Source organism: Ureaplasma sp. ES3154-GEN (assembly GCF_025780075.1).
Classification (GTDB): domain Bacteria; phylum Bacillota_I; class Bacilli_A; order Mycoplasmatales; family Mycoplasmoidaceae; genus Ureaplasma.
Genome location: NZ_JAOXHM010000005.1, coordinates 35356 through 58257, shown reverse-complemented (window position 1 = coordinate 58257; position 22902 = coordinate 35356). Strand labels below are relative to the sequence as shown.

General features: G+C 31.3%; 19 protein-coding genes. All 19 read left to right on the top strand.

The features are described from left to right. Nucleotides 1-113: 113 nt before the first annotated feature. The 19 genes from OF377_RS02540 to gatB all read left to right on the top strand — a co-directional run bounded on the left by OF377_RS02540 (nucleotide 114) and on the right by gatB (nucleotide 22856). Entirely contained in the window at nucleotides 114-1628 is a 1515-nt protein-coding gene (locus tag OF377_RS02540) for a BMP family lipoprotein (RefSeq protein WP_263836320.1), read from the top strand. A 437-nt stretch (nucleotides 1629-2065) separates the two neighbouring features. Then, nucleotides 2066-3505, top strand: a complete 1440-nt coding sequence (locus OF377_RS02535) for a BMP family lipoprotein (RefSeq protein ID WP_263836319.1) — start codon at nucleotides 2066-2068, stop codon at nucleotides 3503-3505. Between the two features lie 49 nt (nucleotides 3506-3554). Beyond that, nucleotides 3555-5117: an ABC transporter ATP-binding protein gene (locus tag OF377_RS02530; RefSeq protein WP_263836318.1), complete on the top strand. Its 1563-nt coding sequence runs from the start codon at nucleotides 3555-3557 to the stop codon at nucleotides 5115-5117. Next, nucleotides 5110-7284 carry an ABC transporter permease gene (locus OF377_RS02525; protein WP_263836317.1) on the top strand — a complete coding sequence of 725 codons (2175 nt, stop codon included), beginning with the start codon at nucleotides 5110-5112 and terminating at the stop codon, nucleotides 7282-7284. The genes OF377_RS02530 and OF377_RS02525 overlap by 8 nt, the downstream gene beginning before the upstream one ends. Continuing rightward, nucleotides 7284-8249 (top strand): ABC transporter permease, encoded by a 966-nt coding sequence (locus OF377_RS02520; protein WP_263836316.1) that lies wholly within the window; start codon nucleotides 7284-7286, stop codon nucleotides 8247-8249. The genes OF377_RS02525 and OF377_RS02520 overlap by 1 nt, the downstream gene beginning before the upstream one ends. Before the next feature lie 239 nt (nucleotides 8250-8488). Beyond that, complete coding sequence (locus OF377_RS02515; protein ID WP_263836315.1) at nucleotides 8489-8713, top strand: heavy-metal-associated domain-containing protein; 225 nt, start codon at nucleotides 8489-8491, stop codon at nucleotides 8711-8713. 9 nt (nucleotides 8714-8722) lie between these two features. Then, nucleotides 8723-10894 carry a heavy metal translocating P-type ATPase gene (locus OF377_RS02510; RefSeq protein WP_263836314.1) on the top strand — a complete coding sequence of 724 codons (2172 nt, stop codon included), beginning with the start codon at nucleotides 8723-8725 and terminating at the stop codon, nucleotides 10892-10894. Between the two features lie 258 nt (nucleotides 10895-11152). Beyond that, entirely contained in the window at nucleotides 11153-12748 is a 1596-nt protein-coding gene (locus OF377_RS02505; RefSeq protein WP_263836313.1) for a Vmc-like lipoprotein signal peptide domain-containing protein, read from the top strand. A gap of 184 nt (nucleotides 12749-12932) precedes the next feature. Continuing rightward, nucleotides 12933-13397, top strand: a complete 465-nt coding sequence (gene rpsF, locus OF377_RS02500; RefSeq protein WP_263836312.1) for a 30S ribosomal protein S6 — start codon at nucleotides 12933-12935, stop codon at nucleotides 13395-13397. Between the two features lie 42 nt (nucleotides 13398-13439). Further along, on the top strand, nucleotides 13440-13931 hold the full coding sequence (locus OF377_RS02495; protein WP_263836311.1) for a single-stranded DNA-binding protein: 492 nt from the start codon (nucleotides 13440-13442) through the stop codon (nucleotides 13929-13931). A gap of 29 nt (nucleotides 13932-13960) precedes the next feature. Beyond that, complete coding sequence (gene rpsR / locus OF377_RS02490; RefSeq protein WP_263836310.1) at nucleotides 13961-14197, top strand: 30S ribosomal protein S18; 237 nt, start codon at nucleotides 13961-13963, stop codon at nucleotides 14195-14197. Nucleotides 14198-14279: 82 nt separating this feature from the next. Continuing rightward, entirely contained in the window at nucleotides 14280-14723 is a 444-nt protein-coding gene (gene rplI / locus OF377_RS02485; RefSeq protein WP_263836309.1) for a 50S ribosomal protein L9, read from the top strand. Further along, nucleotides 14723-16252: a DnaB-like helicase C-terminal domain-containing protein gene (locus OF377_RS02480; protein ID WP_263836308.1), complete on the top strand. Its 1530-nt coding sequence runs from the start codon at nucleotides 14723-14725 to the stop codon at nucleotides 16250-16252. Before rplI ends, OF377_RS02480 begins: the two co-directional genes overlap by 1 nt. Before the next feature lie 18 nt (nucleotides 16253-16270). Beyond that, nucleotides 16271-18049, top strand: coding sequence for a hypothetical protein (locus OF377_RS02475; protein WP_263836307.1), 1779 nt, complete (start codon nucleotides 16271-16273; stop codon nucleotides 18047-18049). Beyond that, on the top strand, nucleotides 18013-18657 hold the full coding sequence (locus tag OF377_RS02470; protein ID WP_263836306.1) for a uracil-DNA glycosylase: 645 nt from the start codon (nucleotides 18013-18015) through the stop codon (nucleotides 18655-18657). The genes OF377_RS02475 and OF377_RS02470 overlap by 37 nt, the downstream gene beginning before the upstream one ends. Nucleotides 18658-18682: 25 nt before the next feature. After that, nucleotides 18683-19720: a hypothetical protein gene (locus OF377_RS02465; protein WP_263836305.1), complete on the top strand. Its 1038-nt coding sequence runs from the start codon at nucleotides 18683-18685 to the stop codon at nucleotides 19718-19720. Nucleotides 19721-19737: 17 nt separating this feature from the next. Continuing rightward, nucleotides 19738-20010, top strand: coding sequence for a hypothetical protein (locus tag OF377_RS02460; protein ID WP_263836304.1), 273 nt, complete (start codon nucleotides 19738-19740; stop codon nucleotides 20008-20010). Next, a complete protein-coding gene (locus OF377_RS02455) occupies nucleotides 20000-21433 on the top strand; it encodes an amidase family protein (RefSeq protein WP_263836303.1) in 1434 nt (477 codons plus the stop codon). Before OF377_RS02460 ends, OF377_RS02455 begins: the two co-directional genes overlap by 11 nt. Beyond that, nucleotides 21426-22856 carry an Asp-tRNA(Asn)/Glu-tRNA(Gln) amidotransferase subunit GatB gene (gatB, locus tag OF377_RS02450; protein ID WP_263836302.1) on the top strand — a complete coding sequence of 477 codons (1431 nt, stop codon included), beginning with the start codon at nucleotides 21426-21428 and terminating at the stop codon, nucleotides 22854-22856. Before OF377_RS02455 ends, gatB begins: the two co-directional genes overlap by 8 nt. Nucleotides 22857-22902 lie beyond the last annotated feature (46 nt).

Below are 22902 nucleotides of genomic sequence, written 5' to 3'. Positions count from 1 at the left end.
AGACTTCTTTTTTATCTTTTATTTTAATAATCTTGTATATACAAATAAAATTATAATATAATATTTTTGAGTAGGTTGATACTCGTTTATGTTGAATTAATTAAGGAAATATAATGAAAAAATTAAAATTAAACAAAAAAATTTTATTTGGCTTATTTGGCGCTTCTGCTGCTTTATTAGCAGTTGCAGCAGTTGCTGCTAGTTGTGCTAAAGACGATAAAAATGATACAAAAAAAGGTGGAGAATCAGGCAAAACAAATAACGATAAAGGGAACACTCAAGCAGAAGTTTCTCCTTATGTTTTAAATACATTTTATAGAGCAACTGCCGGAAGTGACACAGCTGCTTTCCAAGCAACATTTAACTCATTAATCGATGATGGTGCACGTTATTTAATTACGACTGGTTTTAGTTTTACTGGGCCATTAAGCGAAACGATGGGTAAAAAAGAGGGATTGGCAAAGAACACAGTTGTCGGTTTTGTTGACTCTAAATATAATGGGGAAGCAAACAAGGATCGTGTAGCTTCTGTTGAATTTAGATCAGATCACGGTGGATTTGCTACAGGAATTGCGGCCGCTTATTACCTAAACGCCAACCAAGCTGCGTTTATGAAAACTAAAAGCACTCTTAAATGAGGTGGGTTTGTTGGGCAAGGCTACGCTTCAACTTTAAGTTTTATTAAAGGTTTTCAAGAAGGTGTGAAGTATGCTAACACTTTATTAGCAAACAAACAAGTTCCACAAGCAAACGATAAAAATGTGACAAAAACTTGAGTTCAGGTTGGCCAAGCAACAGCTGGTGAATCTTTTGAAAGCGGTGCATGAGGACCGGGTGAAGGAAAAGTTGCAACAATTTTAAGTAGTTTAGTTTCAGATGGTGCTGATTTAATTCTACCAGTAGCTGGTGGACAAACAATTGATGCTGTAAATACTGCTTCTACAAACACAACGCGTCCAATTTTAGTAATTGGGGTTGACGTACCACAGGAAGACAACGCTGCGCTAAATAAAACAACAAACTTTGCGGATCTTAATGGTGGAAAATCTGTTTTATTTTCAATTACTAAACGTGTAGATTTAGCTGCACAAGCTTTAATTGATAATGCCACAAAAACTACTGCATTGACTGCAAAAGCTGAAGATAACCAATTCCGTTTGGGAACACACTCATTAGTTGGTTTTGACGAAAAATCATATTACAACGGACAACCACTTGTTGGTGTTTCAAAAGCTGGGCAACAATATTTAATTGATGCATTAAAATTAGCTGGTAAATCAACAGTGACTGATTACGTTTCTGCAATTCGTGAAATTCAAAACTCATCTCAATATAACGAATTGGCAACAACTAGCACATATACAGGTGCTAATCAAGTCTCAAAAGAATACACTTTCAATGAAACTTCTTTCCTTGACAACTCATCTTCTAGAACTTCATCAACAGCTTTTGCTACTGTGTGAAATTCAGCTGCAAACAAAGATGAAAAAGCAAAACTTGTTAAATTAGCTCTTGGTGATGCTGGTTCAAGAATTGATGATCAATCATTCAACCAAACAACATATGAGGGTCTTAGAGCTTTCTATAAAGCAAACGGAATTATTCTTCCAAAACCAACTGGTAACTAAATTTATTATTTACTAACGTAAGAGTTTTGAAACGCTAAATAGTTGCAAACTAAAATTTAATTTCAATTATAAAAATTAATAGTATTCTATTAATGATACAAATTGTAAAGAGATGCGCAACGACATAAAGTTGCACATCTCTTTATCTTAATATTTACTCTTTTATTTAAGAAATAAATTAATTAAAGTAGTTTCTTATTTAAAAGCAAATAAGTATAGAATTAGTAAAACTTACCAATTATCCTAAATATCTTTATATTTCTTAAAAAGTTATTCAAAATATTTTTTCTTGACTTTTCATTCATTTTTAGTACCAAAAAATATGCATAAAACATCAATCCATTATTTTAAAAAGTGGAATATTATTGTTATATAATATTATTTCGAATAAATTTTTTATATTCAATTTTATAACTAGATTTTAGAAGGAAAAAGTAATGAAAAAATTCCAGTTTAGGAAAAAAATCTTTTTTGGTTTTTTAGGAATAATAACTAGTTTTTTGGCTCTCACAGCAATTGCTGTAAGTTGTACAAAACAAAAACCAAAATATGAATTAAATAGTTTCTTTAGAGCGACACAAGGCGGAGATACATCTGATTTTGCAGCAACATTTAAATCTTTAATTGATGATGGTGGGCGCTTCTTGATCACGACCGGTTTTAGTTTTATTGATGCTTTAAACCAAACAATGGGTCAAAAAGACGGATTAGCAAACAACGCGGTTGTTGGTTTTATTGACGCAAAATATACGGGTGAAAAAAACCAAGAACGTGTAGCTTCTGTTGAATTTAGAACAGACCACGGTGGATTTGCTACAGGAATTGCGGCCGCTTATTACCTAAACGCCAACCAAGCTGCGTTTATGAAAACTAAAAACACTCTTAAATGAGGTGGGTTTGTTGGGCAAGGCTACGCTTCAACTTTAAGTTTTATTAAAGGTTTTCAAGAAGGTGTGAAGTATGCTAACACTTTATTAGCAAACAAACAAGTTCCACAAGCAAACGATAAAAATGTGACAAAAACTTGGGTTGAGGTTGACCAAGCAACAGCTGGTGAATCTTTTGAAAGTGGTGCATGAGGACCGGGTGAAGGAAAAGTTGCAACAATTTTAAGTAGTTTAGTTTCAGATGGTGCTGATTTAATTTTACCGGTATCAGGTGCCCAAACAATTGATGCTGTAAATACTGCTTCCACAAACACAACGCGTCCAATTTTAGTAATTGGGGTTGACGTACCACAGGAAGACAACGCTGCGCTAAATAAAACAACAAATTTTACTAGTGTTAACAACGGAAAAGCAATATTGTTTTCGATCACAAAAAGATTAGATTTAGCAGTGCAGGCATTAATCGAAGGAGCAATAAAAACTACTGCATTAACTGCAAAAGCTGAAGATAACCAATTCCGTTTGGGTACACACTCATTAGTTGGTTTTGACGAAAAATCTTATTTTAACAACCAACCCTTAGTAGGAGTATCAACACCTGGTCAACAATATTTAATTGATGCATTAAAATTAGCTGGCAAAGCAGTAACAGACTATGCGTCAGCAATTGATGAATTAAAAAACTCAAACGAATTTAATAATTTAACAACAACCAATACTTATACTGGTGCTAACAATAAGACAATGGAATATAAATACAATGAAACAAGTTTTTTAAAAATTGGTGGAAACAAAAAAACATCAATTAAATTTGCAGAAGTATGAAATGCTGCAAATACCGATGAAGAAAAAGCAAAACTTGTTAAATTAGCACTAGGAAATGCGGGATCACGAATTGATGATCAATCATTTAACCAAACAAGCTATGAAGGACTTAAAGCTTTTTATAGTTCAAAAGGAATTAATATTCCCAAACCAACTGGTAACTAGTATTTTCCTACATTAGTTATCTTATAATTATGGAGAATGAGACAACAATATGCAAAACAACAATAACCAAACCGTTTTTGCAATTGAGATGCATAAAATTACCAAAACGTTTTTAAATGGTAAAATCGTTGCAAACAAAGATGTTGATTTATTTGTAAAAAAGAACGAAATTCATGCAATCATTGGTGAAAATGGCGCAGGAAAATCAACATTGATGTCGATCCTTTTTGGTATTTACAAACAGGATTCAGGTTCTATTAAAATTAATGGAGAAACCATTAATTTCGCATCTGCTAAAGATGCAAGTAAATACGGTATCGGTATGGTGCATCAGCACTTTAAACTGATTGATACTTTAAGTGTATTAGATAATATTATTTTAGGAAGTGAAGAAGCAGCAATTACAAACGTTATTCCTCGACGAAAAATTGCTCGCAAACTAACTAGTATTATTTCATCATATAAATTAAAATTAGATCTGAAAAAGAAAATTAGCAACTTAACAGTTGGTCAACAACAAAAAACAGAAATTTTAAAATTATTGTATAAAGATATCGATATTTTAATTTTTGATGAACCAACTGCGGTTTTATCTGAGGATGAAATTGCATCTTTCTTACAAATGCTTTTGGATTTCAAAAAAGACGGAAAAACAATCGTTATTATTACCCATAAATTCAATGAAATTAAACAGGTTGCAGATAGCGCAACTATTATTCGTCGCGGCCAATTTATTGATCGTTTTGAAGTTAAAGATAAAAGTATTGCAGAAATGGCTGAATTAATGGTTGGTCGGAAACTTGTTGCTGTTAAGAACGACCAAGTTTATGACAGAACAGATAAACCAGTAATTTTAGATGTACACAATCTTGACATTTATCGCCAGTTAAAACCAACAAGCAAGGATCAGACAAAAGCATTGAATTTTCAAGTCCATGCTGGTGAGGTCTTTGCAATCGCTGGTGTAGAGGGTAATGGACAAAGCCAATTAGCTTTAACTATCGCAGGCTTGAATAACGCTAATCCTGGCGCTAAAATTATTTTAAACAATAATGATATAACTAAAGAATCAATTGCTAAACGTTATCTAAAGGGTTTATCTCATATCCCAGAAGATCGCCACAAACATGGTTTAATTTTAGATGATTCAATTATGATGAATACGGTTTTGCAAGAAATTAACAAAAAACCTTATAGCCATTCCGGATTCATCAATAGCAACAAAATTGTTGAAAAAGCAATTGAAATTATTAACAAATACGATGTACGTGGAACAACAATTGGGGATAATTTAGCTCGTGCATTAAGTGGGGGAAATCAACAAAAATTAATTGTTGGTCGAGAAATTCAACGTGAGCATAATCTCATTATGATGGTGCAACCTACAAGAGGACTTGATTTAGGGGCTATTGAATTTATCCACGAACAAGTTTTATTAGAAAAACAAAAAAATAATGCTGTTTTATTGATATCTTACGAATTAGATGAAATTCTTGCGCTTGCTGACACAATTGCAGTTATTCATGATGGACATTTCATTGGTTTAGGAGACAAAACAGAAATGACAAAACAAAAAATTGGAGAACTTATGGCAGGTGAACACAATGCATAAATACGCTCGCAAACTCGCATGGCATAAGGTTTTCTCTACTTTGCCAGCGAAAAGTAATTACAAAAAAGCTTTATCAACTATTTTTGCAATTTTTATCGCGATTATTGCAGTTACTATTTTTGTCGGTATTTTAGGATACGATCCTAAAGATTTTATCCACCGATTATTTACTAGATGAGTTGGATCATACGATATTTATTTAAATAAAGTAGCGGTTGCAGGGATTGCAGCTCTCTCATTTATTTTTGCTTTTAAAGCAGGTTTATTTAATATCGGAATTTCTGGGCAGATGCTTGCTGCAGGTCTAATTATGATTGTTGTCGTCCGGCATTTGCAGATTAGTCATCTTAATGTTCCAATTGTCGTTGGGCAAATCTTGTTGTTCATTATTGCCGCAGCAGCAGGTGCTTTAGTTACTGTTTTTATTGGAATATTAAAAATCTTTCTTAAAATTAACGAAGTAGTGTCATCAATTTTACTAAACTGAATGATTTATTTCCTTGCAAAATATACAATTTTAAAATCAAATAACGGACTATATGCTCAAAACGCTTCTATTCCCCAAGGTTCAGCCACTATTCAGTGAAACTTCACTTTAGATGGTTTAGCACCAGGATATGGTTATTTATTTGCACTAGGAATTTTTGTTTTAGTTGCAGTGATTGTTTTCATTTTATTACGGTTTACTGTTTTTGGTCAAAAAGTTCTATCAGTTGGTCGCTCGTTTGAAGCTTCGCGCTATGCTGGTTATAAGACAAAAACAATCGCAATTGCTACATTTGCAATTTCTGGAATGATTGCGGGGATTTTAGGATTTGTCTTATATACTGCTAATAGTCAAGGACAAGCGATTGCGATTAAAGAAAACGTAGACATCCTACCTAATGAGGGATTTGATGGTATTGCAATTGGGTTAATTGCATTAGTGCACCCGCTTGCTGTTATTCCAATTTCTTTCCTTGTTGGAATGTTACAATTTTCTGCTGACTATTTAGGAGGGTCATTCCCTTCAGAAGTAAGCGGTTTAATTATTTCATTCATTATGATTGGTGCAGCAATGTTTGTTTTATTTGAAAAAATTTCACCAATCTATTTAATGTTTAAATGGATTTATGCTAAAAAAGGTCTTGAGGACTATAAACATTATGAAAACGAATTGAACAGTATTATTTCTACATATAATGGGACTTATGTTCGACTAAAAAAAGCACATAAGGATGCTCTAAAAGCAGTTCGTATTAATACGACAAAAACAGATAACCCACAACGTGTGCGATATTTACAGCAATTAATTAATCAATACTATAATGCTTTATATAACCAAGAGTATTTAGCATATGTTAATGCTGTTGAAAAAAACTATAAACAATTGCGTAAACATCTGTTAATTCAAAAAGTGAATCAAGTGTTCTTTCCGGAACAAAGAATTTTACACAAAGCTAAGATTTTTCACCACCGTTTATCATTAAGAGAATCAAAAAAACTAAGTAATTTAAGAGATAAAATTTACTTAGATCAACAAAATTTATTAAAATTTGCTTTCCAAAACCTTAAGCGATATGCTGAAAAAATTGGTTTTGATTACAATGAATATTTAGCTTATCTTCGTAAAAACCCAAGTGTTGATTGATTAATTAATGAAGAGAACCGAAGCTCTTATAAAAATATTTTTTTAAATTCAACATACCAAAAACTAATTAATCAAAAAAATATGAGCAATGATGACTGAGTATTGTTGCAAGAACAAACTGACCCAACTATTTATATCAATGCAATGGATGAAGATGTTAAGGGAGTTTACGAATTACTTGTTTATAAACAGAAAATAACTCATGAACAATGAGTTCATATTGCAAATATAATGAGCAATCGAGATCCACACTTTAAACAAGTGTGAAATATTTATTTGAAGAATTACAATACATATCAAGAGTTATTGAATCAAGAAGATAAAACAATTCAAGAAGCAAAAAAATATATGCACAAACATCTGCGTTTGTCATCTACTCAAAAAATTAAACAAACATATGAAACTAGCTTAAATAAAATTAAACAAATTAAACTAGATAACAAGCAAAATCAACTACTATTAACTTGATTGCAAACTTCATATGAACAAGCATTGAATGTAGATCAACAACAAATTATTGAAAGGGCTGTTATCTAATGTCATATACTGCAATTGATTTTAACTTAACAACCCTTGTCTTATTTATTGGGATTTTTGCTTTAGGTGCCTTGAGTGGTTATTTTAGCGAACGTGTAGGAATTGCTAATATTTCTATTAACGGACAAATGATTTTTGGAGCACTATTTTTTAGTATTGTAGCATTTAGTATGAAAAACAGTGCAGGGGTCTTGAATGATCAAAAAAACTTTGAATATAGCCTTATTTTACCGTTAATTGTCGCAGGGATCGCGACAATTCCTATGGGTTTATTATTTGGTTTTTTAACAATTAAATTAAAAACGAATCAAATTATCGCAGGGACTGCGATCAACTTACTTGCATCAGGGATTGCCACTTTTGTTTCCAATCCGATTGCTAAAGCGATTACCAATAATGCAAAAACAAGTTTGACCAGTGATTATCGTGGTTTTTTGGAAATTACAAATACAAATGGCCAACCGGTGTTTTATTTCAGTGGCTTAATTATTTTAATCGCAATTATTTTAATCGTAATGGCGTTTTATTTTATGATGAAAAAAACACCATTTGGACTTCGTTTATATGCAATTGGAGAAAATCCTAATGCGGCTGATGCCCAAGGGATTAATGTTTATAAATACCAATGAATTGCAATTTCGATTTCAAGTGTAATTGCAGGAGTTGCTGGCGGATTGTTTATGTATCAGAAAGGGACTGGATTTTATGGTTCAGTAGATGGGATCGGTTTCCTATCGCTTGCAATCTTAATCGCTGGTGGTTGAAAAATACCTTTAATTCTTGTAATGTCAATTGTCTTTGCAAGTATTAAAAACATTATTCCTGGTCTAGTGAAAAACGAACACTATACCCATTTGATCAAAACAATTCCATATGCAATTACTCTAATCGGAATGGTTGCATTTGCAAAATATTCTACTGCACCCAAAAATGTGGGGAAACCGTTTGACAAAACCAAACGTTAACAAAAAGAGAGGTTTCATATTGCAACCTCTCTTTTTTATTCTAAAAATAATTTTTTATTTCTAAAAAGTAACTAATAATTATAACTTATTTATAATAAAAAATCTTTTAAATAACACTATATTGAATAAAAATGTTTATATTAAAGAAAAAATGGAACAAAACAAGCATAGTTATTAGATTTTTTGGGACAATTTATTTTATAATTTAAACAACAAAATTAATGAATGAGGAATATCTTATGACATACATTAAATTAACTTCACAAAATTTACGTTGCGGTTCTTGTCTTACATCACTACGGTCTGTATTAGATAAAATTAGTGTAGAAAATGTGAACATTAACTTTTTGGATAAAACGTTTTCCTTTGAATTTGACGAACAAACAAATAAACGAGAAAATGTTCTGCAAAACATTAAAGCCAATGGTTTTGATAACATTATACTTGAAGAATATATTTACTAACAATAGCATATGCGAATATTATCTTCATTAACGTTAAAATGAAAAAAATGGTCTCTTGTTAAAAAACAATATGTTAAAGAATTAAGTGTTGTGTTGCTTGCTCTAATCATTAGCATTCCCTTAATGGTTTTAGAGATGGTTATAATGTTCTCTAAACATACGCTTTTTAGTCCCAACCAGTATTTAATTTACAGTTGAGTGATTTTTGTTCTTAGTACTTTTGTGATTTTCGGAATTGGATACCAGTTTTACCGGGATGCATTTTTTGAAGTTTTTAAGTGAAAGAAAATTGGGATAAATTTATTGGTTGTAATTTCAACATTGGTTGCATATATTTATTCTTTATATGCAACAATTAACAATCAAATCCACTATGATGTCTTAACAATGGGTTTTTTCGAAACTGCTTGTATGATTATTGCAACAATGAGCGTTGGTCATGTGGTTAATGCTCGAATTAAACTAAAAGCCAACCAGGATATTGAGGAATTAAATAACCTAGAAGTTAAAACGTATAATGCTTATGATGAAAAAACTAAAAATTACACAACTAAAGTAGTATTTTCTGCAAAAGTCAACGATTTAGTTTATGTGCGCAAGGGGGAAGTAATTCCTTTTGATGGACAATTAATATCTGCGTTTGCGGATGTCGATGAGTCGACATTAACTGGTGAAGCACGACCAATTTTAAAATCTGCTGGTCATGATTTAATCGGAGGTTCGGTTAACTTAGGTGAATCCTTTGTTTTTAGAATAACAAAGCGTTATAATGACTCAACAATTCACAAAATCTTAACAAGAATTAGTAATATTGAACAAACTAAACCAAAAATTCAAAAATTAGCTGATAAAATTGCGTTATGGTTTACACCCTTAATCATTTTAATGTCTATTTTATCTTTTGTCTTGCAGGTTGTATTTCCAAGTATTCAAACTTGAGATGTTTATTTTTTAAGCAAAAACCACAACATTGGTCATTTAATGGTCGATAAACATTATATTAGTTTAGAAGGCATAGTTGTTGATTATAATAAAGCTGTACATATTGCGATTTCTGTGCTTGTTATTTCGTGTCCCTGCGCCTTTGGAATCGCTATTCCACTTGCTGTTTTAATTGGATCGGCGAAGGCGGCAAAAAATGGTATTGTTTTTAACAATGCGAAAGTTTTTGAAAAAATTAAAAAGATTAATGCAGTTGCTTTTGATAAAACCGGAACCTTGACCACTGGGGTTTTAGTAGTGGATAAAATTTTAGGCAACAAGGACTACCTATCTTTAATTTACCAACTTGAAAGTGTGTCTTTGCATCCACTTGCCAAATCGTATGTATCATATTGTTTACAAAACAATATTCCAATCGGAACAAATGAATTAGAAATTAAAGAACAATCGGGAGTAGGGGTTATTGCGCACGATTATCAAAATAATGAATATTTATTAACTAATCGTCATTACTTAGAAACTAATAATTATGATTTTTCAATGTTTAGGGAAACAGAATTAAATTCTGTTATTAAAAGTGAATTAATATCTACTGTTTACTTAGCAATTAATCGTCAAGTTGTTAGCATCATTGTTTTTACTGATCAAATTCGCGATGATGCTAAAGATTCAATTGCTTTATTAAAAGCACGAGGAATCAGTACTTATATTATTAGTGGCGATAACGAAGCGACGGTTAAATATCTTGCTGATGAATTAGGTGTTGATGCATATTACTCACAAGTCAAGCCAGAAGAAAAAGCAAACATTGTTAGTCAAATCCAACAGACAAATAAAGTGGTAATGTATGTGGGTGATGGCATTAATGACCTCCTCGCTTTAAAACAGGCAGATCTTGCAATTTCCATTGGTGTGCATAATCAAGCAGCTAACGCAGTTTCAGATATTAATTTAGTAAATGCGGACATTATTAATATTTTTAAATTAATTATGATTACCAAAAAAACAAAATTTTTTATATGAACAAATTTGTTTTGAGCATTTGCATACAATATTTTGTTTATACCATTAGCTGTTTTAGGAATTATCCCACCATTTATTTCGATTTTAATTATGACTACATCAGACATTGCTGTGGTTTCTAACTCTTTGTTGTTTAGAATTTTAAAAATTCACTTAGTCAGTAAAAAAGAGATTAAAAAATACCAGTTAACAAAATTAGTTGATCGCTATGTTTAAATCAAAAGCAACTGTTAGTAAATCTAGAGATCCACATTTGGTTTTATTTGTTGGCAATTAGTTTTATTGTTCTAAAGCATATTTTTAAACTTTTTGACAGAAAAAATTAGTTTTTTTGCTGAAAAACGAATTTTTTTCCAAAAAAATAGTACATTTTATATGCACAAAAATAGCTTAATAACTATAATATTAGCAGTATTTTACAGAAACTGTCTAATACGAATTTTTTAGAATAATTAATGAAACGAAAGGAATATTATGACTAAAAAAACGAAAAAAATTTTATGAAGTACTTTTGGGTCACTAGCTGCTGTTGCGACATTTAGTGCTATTGCTGCAAGTTGTAAACCAGCAATTAACAGCAAACAATCTAACGTTCAAGTTGATGCAAAGTACATTAACCGTTTATTAAATAAACAAATGGAGGATGAAGGAGAAATTGTAAGTGTTTACAACACATGATGAAATTCTCCGATTGCTCAATTAAGAAATACTGCAAAACAATTAGATGAAGCAATTGATCTATCAAAATCAACTACTTTTGCTCCGCTGATTAAAGAAGGTAAATATGCAGCAACATTTAGTGCACAAGCAGAAAAATTAATTGCAGCATTAAAAAAAGATATTAAAATGTATGCAGATTCAGCATTCTGAAAAGGTTTGCGTGATGCAAAAACGACTGTTCTAGTTGGTGTAAACTTTGGGGGAGAGAATGGATTAACTACATTGAGCTCTGAATGAGCTAATAATTATGCAATCTTCCAACCTTCAACCTTCCCATTGCTATATGCAAAACCAACAAATGCAGAATTACCAGGCTTGGGAATGTATTTCCCAGTTCCTAATACAAGCAATGAATCAGCGTTTAATTTATTAGATCCTTGATTCTCTTATGGAGATACAATTGCTGAAGGTTCAGATGCTGCTGCTAGAAATTCTTTACCTCAAAAAATTGACCAAGCATTCATGAAAACTGCTGATAAAGTTGTTTATATGTGATATGATGCAGGCTACAAAGATGGGTATACTGTATCTGGAACAACTTATACTCGTGATACGGCAAAAATGGAAACATTTGCAAACACTATTGCAGGATATAGTGATTTTACAGCACCTCGATTATTAAAAACAGCTGCGAATAGAGATAATAACTTTTTCATCACACCAATGTCTGATACTTGATATTCTAACTACGGTTTAATTGGATTATTAAACAATTTGGATAAATTATCTCGTGCATTTGGGATGGACAAGACAACCGCTGATGCATTAAAATCAAAATCAGAATTAATGAAAATCTGAAAAGAAGTTCCACCTATGAGTTTATATAATGAATCTGATAAAGTTATGGTATCAGAAGGAAAATATAAACTAAACGACAATGCTAAAGGTGTGTTTAAGAAATATATGCGTGAAAACAACACAGATATTAAAATTTGAGCAACATCATCACAGTCTCTAGACCAATTATTTGCTTTAAGTTTAAAACCAGATCTAACAGTATCTTCAAACTTATCAACTTCAGGACATGAAACTTATCAAGGTGCATTGCATTTAATTGATTGAAAAGAAAAATATTTAAAAAATGTAACAGAATTAACTGGAGATAATGTTTTCTCGACGAAAAATTTACCAGAAATCGAAAAACTAGGTGTAAATATTATTATTCGTGGAAGACACGCTCACGCTGCTGATAAGAGTGGAGAAGTTTCTGACCAAGCAAAAGTATTTAGTAAAGTCGTTGAAACTTCACGTGCGTTCAATAGTGCAACTCGTTATGAACCAACCAACGATCTTGACACACCAAAAAATGTGTGAACAATCGATTTAGAGACAATTAAAAACGCCAAATAAAAAACAAAAACAAACATCTGAAAAAGATGTTTGTTTTTGTTTGTTGCTTTCTCTTTTATCGATTTATCCTTTTTTTATGTCGTTCTTTTTGATATAATTAAATAGTTTATTTTGCAAAAAATAAACCCTCTTGTTAATTTAGATAAATTAACTATTTATAAATATCCAAAGGAGTAATTAGACTATGGCAAAATATGAAATTATGCTTGTTGTTCGTGGAGATTTAGATCAAAACGAAGCTAACAAGGTTGCTAACGAATTAAAAGCAACATTAAAAGATACAAAAATCGAAGAAAATAACTACGAAGGTGTTCAACCTTTAGCATATGAAATTAAAAAACTTAAAGTTTGCTACCGTTATGTATACAACTTCGAAACTGAAGATGCATCTTTAATTAATGAATTCCGTCGTTTGGCTGTGATCAATAAAAATGTTTTACGTCACATTATTATTAACTTAGAAAAAGATTACGGTTATAAAGCGACAATTAATCCGAAGAAAATTCTTCGTAACGAAAAGAAAGCTGTTGTTTTTGAAAAACAACAAGCAGAACAAGCGCGTTTTGCTGCAGAACGTGAAGCCGCATGAAAAGCAATGAAGGCTGAACGTGAAGCACAACGTAATCAATCAAACAACGAAGAAAACTAGTTTTCTTTTTGCTTAATATAACATTATACAAGGAACAAAACAATGATAAATAAAGTAATTCTTGTTGGAAATCTTGCGAAAGATCCACTTCCAATTACACAAACATCTTCTGGTAGTAATTATTTTACTCGTATAACAGTTGCGACGTCAACAAGCTTTTCAAGCGATAAAACAGATTTTATTCCGTGTATTGCGTGAAATCAACCAGCAGACTTTATCACAAAATATTTACACAAAGGTGATATGGTTACAATTGAGGGTTCCCTTGTATCAAGTAGTTATATCAATAAAAATGGTGATAAGGTATATGACTTAAGTGTAAGGATTCAATATATTAGAAGTATCCGGCGTAGTCAAAACAATGCGTCATTTAATACTTATCAAGGTAATGAATCAACAGACTTTTCGTCAAATGACCAGTTTACAAGTAAGAACCAATTTTATCAATCATCAAATTTTAATTCAAATCCATCAACCTTTGATGTATCTGATTTAGACGATGATGATTCATATGATTGAATTGACAATAAATAATTTTTTTAAATCTTAAAAAGGAGAATAATATGGCTAACTTTAATAACTTTAAACGCCGTCCACGTAAAAAAATCTGTGTTCTATCTGCAAAAGGAGTAGAACATGTTGATTACAAGGATGTTGAATTACTTCAACGTTTTATTAACAATAACAACAAAATTTCACCTCGTCGGGTAACAGGATGTTCAGCACGTATGCAAAGACGTGTTGCTAATGCCATCAAACGAGCTCGTTTTGTTGGTTTATTACCATTTGTTAAAGAATAAAAATATTACGAATAACAAACAAAACGAAAATATCGCTAAGGTGTTTTCGTTTTATTTATAATATAAATTAAGAGGTGTTATTATGAAAGTTATTTTATTAACTAATGTTCCCAAGGTAGGGAATAAAAATGACGTTGTTGAAGTTGCAGACGGGTATGCAAAAAATTTCCTAATTAAAAATAAGAAAGCAGTTTTGTATACTCCCGCGTCTTCACACCACTTAGCTGATGATCTTGATAAATTAGATGCTATTGAACAAGAAAAACGTTTGCAAGCAGTAATTGTTAAGAAAAAATTAGAACAAGAGGTTTTGAATTTTACTTTAAAAACAAATAAGGAACAAACTTTTGGTCATATCACAAATAAACAAATTATAGACAAACTAAACACTTTAACAAACAATTCTATTACAAAACATATGATCAAAAATCCCCACAATCTGGATATTGGGATTTACACAATCCAAGTTGTTATTTACAAAGATATTGTTGCAGAGGTTAAAGTTAACGTTAGTTCAGCTAATTAATGCCGTTGAAAAAAATACCCTCTGATTTAGGGGTCGATTATGACCAAGATGAGCTTGTTCAACAAAACCGCAATGAATTGGATTTTGCAGAAAAACATATTATTGCAACATGCTTACAGCAAAATGAATCTGTTGATGATATTAGAGCAAACTTGCAACCTTTTCATTTTCGTAATAAAATTGCTCAAATTTTTTATGAGCAAATTTTAGCATTAAATGAAGATAATAATATGAATGCAATTAATGATGTTTCGCTATTAAATCAACTACGAACAACTAAAGAGTTTTTAAATGACCAAAACAGATTTTTGCTTTATTTAAATCAAATTAATGAAATTAGCTATTACTATAGTTATGTGCATACTTCAATTCGAATTGTTAAGAATGCTTATATTAAAGATGAATTAGATTTGTTAGCGTCTAAAATTCTTAAGAGCAATATTGCTATTAGCAATTCTAAAAATAGTTATGATCAATGGTTATCTGATTTTCGAACTATTTTACTAAACCAAGATGCCGAAAAAATAGATGACATGCGAACTATTACTAAAAATTATTATGAAAAGATGATGTTGGTTCGGGAAAAAGGCCATAATCAGGATGCGATTTTTTCTGGTTATCGACATTTAGATAAGATGACCAATGGTTTTAAACCAGGCCAGTTAATTGTGCTTGCCGCACGGGCTGGGATGGGGAAAACATCTTTTGCTTTAAATATAATTAAAAACAATATCACAAAAATCCAAGAATATAATGCATCACAAACTGATGAAAAAATGAAAAAAATCATTTTGTTCTTTTCTTTAGAAATGAATAAGAGCCAGATTTTAGATAAACTTGCCGCTTTGGAAACCAACATGATTCCGCGTAAATTTTATTCTAAAAATATTAGTAATGCAGATTATCAAATAATTGATCATGCAATGGAAAAATTAATGGATTATCCATTGCAAATTGGCGACCAAAATATTAACACAATTAACAGCATTGAATCACAAATTTATGATTTACATAAACGTAAAAAAATTGCCTTAGTTGTTATTGATTATTTACAACTAATTAGCTCTGAACGTAAAAACAACCAGTCACGAGCAGAACAAGTTGCAAAAGTTTCTAATACATTAAAGCGTTTATCACTAGATTTAAATATTCCGATTATAGCTGTTGCTCAATTAAGCCGAGCTGCTGAAACTAATAAGCCGTCAGCTCAGCCACAAACAACACCATGACAAAAATCATATAACAATCAAATACCCCAACAACCAAGCTTGCAACCACCTCTTTTATCGGATTTAAAAGAATCAGGTGCGATCGAACAAGATGCAGATAGTGTAATTTTTATTTATTATGATCGTTATCAACAAATTAATTTTAATTCTAAAAAAGGTGAAGAAGCGAACATTGATGTAGATGATGATGGGAATAATATGATTGAAACTCACGTTTTATTAGCAAAAAATCGTGATGGCCCAACTGGTCAAACAAACATTGTTTTCCAAAAAAATATTGGGAAATTTCATGACAAATAAAGGTAAGGAAATATACAAATGAAAAAAACTACCAAACGTAAATTGTGACTGACCAGTATCACTGGTTTAACACTTTTGACTACCACAATGATTGCATCCGCATGTTCGGCGACGGCAAAACCTGGCGTCCCTTATAACTTTGTAAATTTAAAATCTACAACCAATAACAATTATTTTGGCCACGTAGCCGTTAAGGTTAATATTGACAACAATCGTAAAACAACACATGAATTTGTTTTTGGAAACCAAAATCAAATTTTAAATAATGCATATTATGCAATTGGCGATTTAAATTATACATATAATAAAGACAATAAACGTTATGATGCAAAAAATGAGGAAATTAACGCAGATGGTTTTTTATTAAAAAATGATGTGTCCAATACTTTAGCAAAGCAAGAAGTATGAACAGCAAGTAACTATGATAAACCAGGATATTTGAAACCATTTAATACAGAAATGATTCGAAACGAACTAGTAAGATTAGTTTATAACAAACTAACTTATCCTACTAGAGAAGAAAAAAATATTACTGACCCCAACGCATTATTACCAACTAATTTAGAGACAGCAACAGGTTTTAATGTTGAACTTTTCAAAAAGGATCAAGCTAAAATTAATGAGCTAGCTAGCTTATACAACCATTTATTAGTAACTGATAGTGTTTATACTTACATCTCATCATTTACAGATCAATTACTACAATATATTAACTTAGATATGGGAACAAAAATTTTTGGTTTCTATAACAATACAGATAATGAAGTTGCTAAAGAATTTTTAGTAGCACTTGCAACTGGCGTTGGCGAAGGTCGTTATACTTATAAATTAGCTTTATACAATATGGATTTTGATTACGAAATTTATCCAGTAAATCAAGGAAGCGATTTAAGTCATGTAGATGCTTTTGGTTTTGGCACTAAGGTTAGTGATGATTTGCTAATTAATCCTGAAAAAAACAATGTTTTAATAAAAATTAAGAATTTAAAATTACAGTATGCTTGATATGATTCATCAGGTAAAACTGGTGGAAATTTCATTCTTCCAGTTAATGATGAAGCGCTGAAACAGGGTTTAGAAAATATTAATTTCCGTTTATCAGAAGCCAATAAAAAAACATATCCCAAAAAAGAAATTAGTAATTTGGTTTACAATATTCCGTTAGCAGATATTGTGTTAAATTTCCGACCATCCGTTCTAACAAGTAATAAACTAAACGATCAAGCAACCCAACAAAAAATAATGCAATGAAAAGCCATGTTAAAACGGGATTTAACTGAAGAAGAAATAAAAGCAGCGAATGTTTATAATCAATATTACGCAGGTTCACTAGTTAAAGTAGATGCTTTCAATGTAACTGGTTTTGAACTTAAAAAAGCATTAACGGCAAATAACACCAAAACAACAGCAGATGATGATAAATTCAATGATTTAGCATATTATCCACATGATCGTGGGCAAGATGCTGTTTATCCATATGCGATTGATTTTAATAATGCCACTTTACAACGTGATAATTTTGTTCAATCCGCTTTATTTAATGAATATATTAAAAAAGCGGTGGCAAGTAAAACGATATATGGAAATAATGGCGTAATTCAATATGCTAAAGTCGCAGGATATAGTTTGATTGATAAAGACATCAAACCAGAAATGGTATTTGATGAACAAATGATTAATTTGATTAGATCAAAAATTGCATTATTGCTTGATTTAAATAACATTACACCAGTTGATAAAGAGTTTGACTACGCTAACGAATGAAATCTTGAAAAACATTTATTAAGCAAGAATTAGAGAAGCCATACTTACAAAAAATTATTGCAACCTTAGATGAATGATCAAAAACTAAGATTATTTATCCAAAAAAGCAAGATTTATTTGCGTGTTTTGCTGATTTTCCAATTGATGAAACGCGGGTAGTAATCCTAGGACAAGATCCGTATCATACTCCGGGATATGCACATGGATTGGCGTTCAGTGTTGTGAATTCAAAATTACCTCCCCCTCCTTCATTGGTTAATATTTTCAAAGCCCTTGCAAACGATTTACAAATTATTCGTACCAATACCAATCTGTCCGATTGAGTTGACCAGAAGGTTTTATTATTAAACACAATTTTAAGTGTTAATGCTAATGAGCCTTTGTCACACAATCAATTAGGTTATGAAGAACTGATTCAGCATGTTTTTGGTGCTTTACGGCACACGAAGCATGTTGTTTATCTTTTGTGAGGAAAAAATGCCCAAGCATATTTGCCTTTTATTAATCAAACAGAAAACCTTGTGATTCAATCATCACACCCTTCGCCTTTAAGTGCTTTTCGTTCTTTTTTAGGCACAAAACACTTTTCAACTGCTAACGAATATCTAATAAAACATAAGAAGGGGTTTATTAAATGGTAAAATTAAAAAGACAAAGGAGAGGAATATGCGAAATTGACAAAGTGTTTTAGCTAGTGCAACTAGTACAAATCCAACGGACAATGGTATTGCTGGTTGAAAAATTTCCTTGATTTTTTTGGCCTTTCTGATTGTGTTTATTTTTGTGACAGTTATTAAAAAAATTTACTATTCAATTCGTTACCAAAAACGATATTATATTATTCCTAAAGTATCGGTAAAGGGGATTAGTAATATCGCAATGGTAATTTCGATTTCTGTTGCGGTTATTATCTTACTAACGGTTTTATCTGCTAATACGGCATCGGTTATTTTCCGTGCTTGGCCTGGAACTCGGGTAACATTAGAAGGGATTTTAATTAAGATTGGTGGCTTATTGTTTGGACCAATTTTAGGAATTTTTATTGGGGCAATGACCGATTTATTATCAGTAGCTTTAACTGCAGGTGTTTTTCACTATGGTTATTTAATTGCGGCGATGGCGTTCGGATTAATTGGTGGTTTAATCAGAATTGTATTAACAACTAGCAAACGAAAAGATATGGTCTTTGCAATTTATAGTTCATTAACTACTTTAGTGATTGGCGCAGGGATTTTGTTATTCTTAAAATTTGCCACTGGTAATGAAGGTTTTAAAATCGATTTATTTGGATTAAACTTATCACTAACAACCGACAGAATGTTGATTATTATAGGTGTATTTTTTGGATTATCAATTTTAATCATTTGATTAGCTCTAGGATTAAAAATGTTACTGAAAAAACGCTATAAAAACCATAAAAAGAAAAGTAAACAAGACTGGTTTATTATTTTTACTCCTGTGTTTGTGACGGTAATTTTAACAGAAACTGTGGTGAATGTTATGATGTTGCCATCATTTGATGCCGAATTATCAAGTTTGAAATATTCACAATGATTATCAATTCGTTCTATTTCCTTGATTCCAATGGTTGTCTTTAATTTGTTCTTAATTTACCCAATTTTTAAAATTGTAGTCCCTTTAATTAAGTACGATTATGAAAATGATACGATTGAGGATAAAACAGTTCCTGTTTATATTGACTAAAAAAAGGAGAAATATCTATGTCTGATTCGTTTAAACAAGCAATTGATGCAGCAATGTTTAGTGCAAGTGAACACGATTATGAAGTAATTGTTAAAAAAATAAATAATTTAAAGGTAGCTGTTAGTGCTTTTGATGCTTTTATTACCCCAGATACCCCTTGGCATGTCTATATTGCACCAAGTCAAACCAATAAGTTTCGTGATGATAAATTAGTTTATAACAATAAAGAGGCGTTAAATACTTACATTGAAGTGCACAATCAATATGGGGTTTTAAAAAATGAAAAATAAAACAATATTAGAAATTCACGAAGCATTACTTAAAGAGCAGACAAGTGTTGTTCAATTAGTAAAAGAAGCGATTAATTTAGAAAAAGAAACAGCAGCATACAATGCTGTTATTACTAATAATCACGAACAGGCACTATTAGATGCCGCTCGCTTAGATGCTTTACCTGCAGAACAAAAACAAAACCCTTTATTTGGAATTATTTATTCGCTGAAGGATAATATTTCAACGAAAGGGCTAAGAACTACTGGTGGCTCATTATTTCTGCAAAACTATACTCCAATGTATGACGCGACGGTGCAGGAATTATTGCAAGCAGAAAACGCAGTATTATTAAATAAGTCAAATTTAGATGAATTTGGTTTAGGTGGTTCAGGATTATATTCAGGTTATAATAAAGTAGTTAACCCTTTGAACCCTTTACAAGTAACAGGTGGTTCGTCAAGTGGTTCAGCTGTCCTAGTTCAGCAAGGCGTTGTCCAATTTGCAATCGCAACTGATACAGGAGATTCAATTCGTCGTCCTGCTTCAATTATGGGTATTGTTGGTTATAAACCAACTTATGGATTAGTTTCTCGTTATGGCGTCCTTCCATATGCACCATCGATGGATCATGTAGGCATCCTTGCGCGTTCAGTGCAAGATGTTGCAGTCGTTTTGAATACGATTGCTACATATGACCCAAAAGATAACACAAGCATTAAAGCAGATAAAAATTATTTATCACTTTTGGAAAAAAGAGATATTTATACAATTGCGGTTTTAAAACCTTCACTGGCGGAATTGCATAATCCAGAATTAAAAAAATTATTTAAACAAAAAATTGACCAAATTGGTTTTGAATACACAGTACGAGAAATCGATTTTGATTATGAAATGATCAAGACAGTAAATACGGTTTACCAAATTATTTCATATACCGAAGCGTTGAGTTCGTATGCTAATTTATCTAATATTACATTTGGTCAACACAATGTTGAATACCATAATTATGAAGATTTAATTAAACAAGTGCGAACAAATTATTTAGGTAGTGAAATTAAGCAACGGTTTGCAATTGGTGCATATGTATCAGCACCCGATCAGTTCAATGAGTACTTATTAAAAGCTATGCAAATGCGTCATATATTAGTTACAGAAATTAATAAGATTCTTGAATCATATGATTTTGTTTTATCACTAGGTGCATATGATTATGCAGAACAAGTACAAGATGTATTAGATCACACTTACAACGCTCCTATACTAGATAATATTTTACAATTAGCAAACTTTGCGGGTCTGCCATCGTTAACGATTCCTTTTATTAGCAATGATCAAGGAAATATTGGTTTAAATATTATGAGTGGATATAATAATGATGATATTTTATTAAATATTGGTCACCAAATTAGTTCATTAAACAATGGAGAACACAATGCGTAATTTTGAAGTTATTATTGGAATCGAAGTCCACTGTGCATTAAACACAAATACAAAGATGTTTTCATCAGCATTATTGGATCATAATGCAGCAGTAAATACAAATATCAATGAAATTGATTTAGCATTAGTAGGGGCGATGCCCACTGTTAATATGCAGGCTGTGCACAAAGGTCTTTTTTTGGCTCGTGCATTACATATGCAAACGAATCACGAATTTATTGCGTTTGACCGAAAACACTATTTTTATTTAGATTTACCAAAAGGTTTTCAAATTACTCAGCAATATCACCCAATTGGTTATCAGGGATATTTAGAAGTTAAGAATGAACAAAAACAAGTGCAAAAAATTCGGATTAATCGAATTCATCTTGAAGAAGATACTGCAAAACAAACTAATATTGACCAAAAAGTTTTATTAGATTATAACCGTGCGGGTTGACCATTGATTGAAATCGTAACCGAAGCAGATATACGAAGCAGCTATGAAGCTGCAGCTTATTTGGAAGAACTAAGAAAAATTCTTTTATTTCACAATATCTCTGATGCAAAAATGGAGGATGGATCTATGCGTGCAGACATTAATATTTCTGTACGGTTATTTGGTCAAAAACACTTTAATAACAAGGTGGAAATCAAAAATATCAACTCTATTTCTAATGTTATTAAAGCTATTGAATTTGAAAAAAATCGACAAATTGCCTTATTGTTGTCTGAACAACCGGTTGTCCAACAAACCCGTCGCTATGATGACCAAACACAATCTACAGTTTATATGCGTGATAAAGGGGATGCAATTGATTATAAATATATTCCTGAACCAAACATTGCGCCAGTTAGGTTATCAGATGATTATTTAAGGGAGTTATATAAAAAACAACCAAAGATGATTAACGACTTGCGTGATGACTTAATTGCTGATCAATTAAGTCCCGAATTTATTGAAAATTTATTGAGTGATGCATTATTGTGACAGGTTTTTAGTTATGTTAATGATCAAACTAAATCAACAGTTAGTACTTATAAATGAGTTTGTTTAGAATTTTTAGGCTTAATAAAAAAAGATAATTTATCTTTAAATGATGTTCCAAATGATTTGTGAGATTTGATTGCAAAGTTAATAATTTTATTTGATCAAAATAAAGTTAACGGTAAACAAACAAAGAGTTTATTAGAAGCGATTTATCAAACCAAAAAAGATCCTGAAGTTTTAATGAAAGAATTAGGATACGAGCAAATTAGTGATCCTGTTGTTTTAGAAAAATTATTAAAAAACATTATTGCAAACAGTAGTGACAAAAAGGAACAATTTGCTGACCGGATGGACCGTTACGAAAAATTTGTAATGGGAATGCTGATGAAAGAGACAAAAGCACAAGCTAACCCAGTAGTTAGTTACGAAGTTTTGAAAAAGATATTGGGTTAGTGTTAACAATTACAAACATGATTATTTTAAAAACAGAGTACAAAAA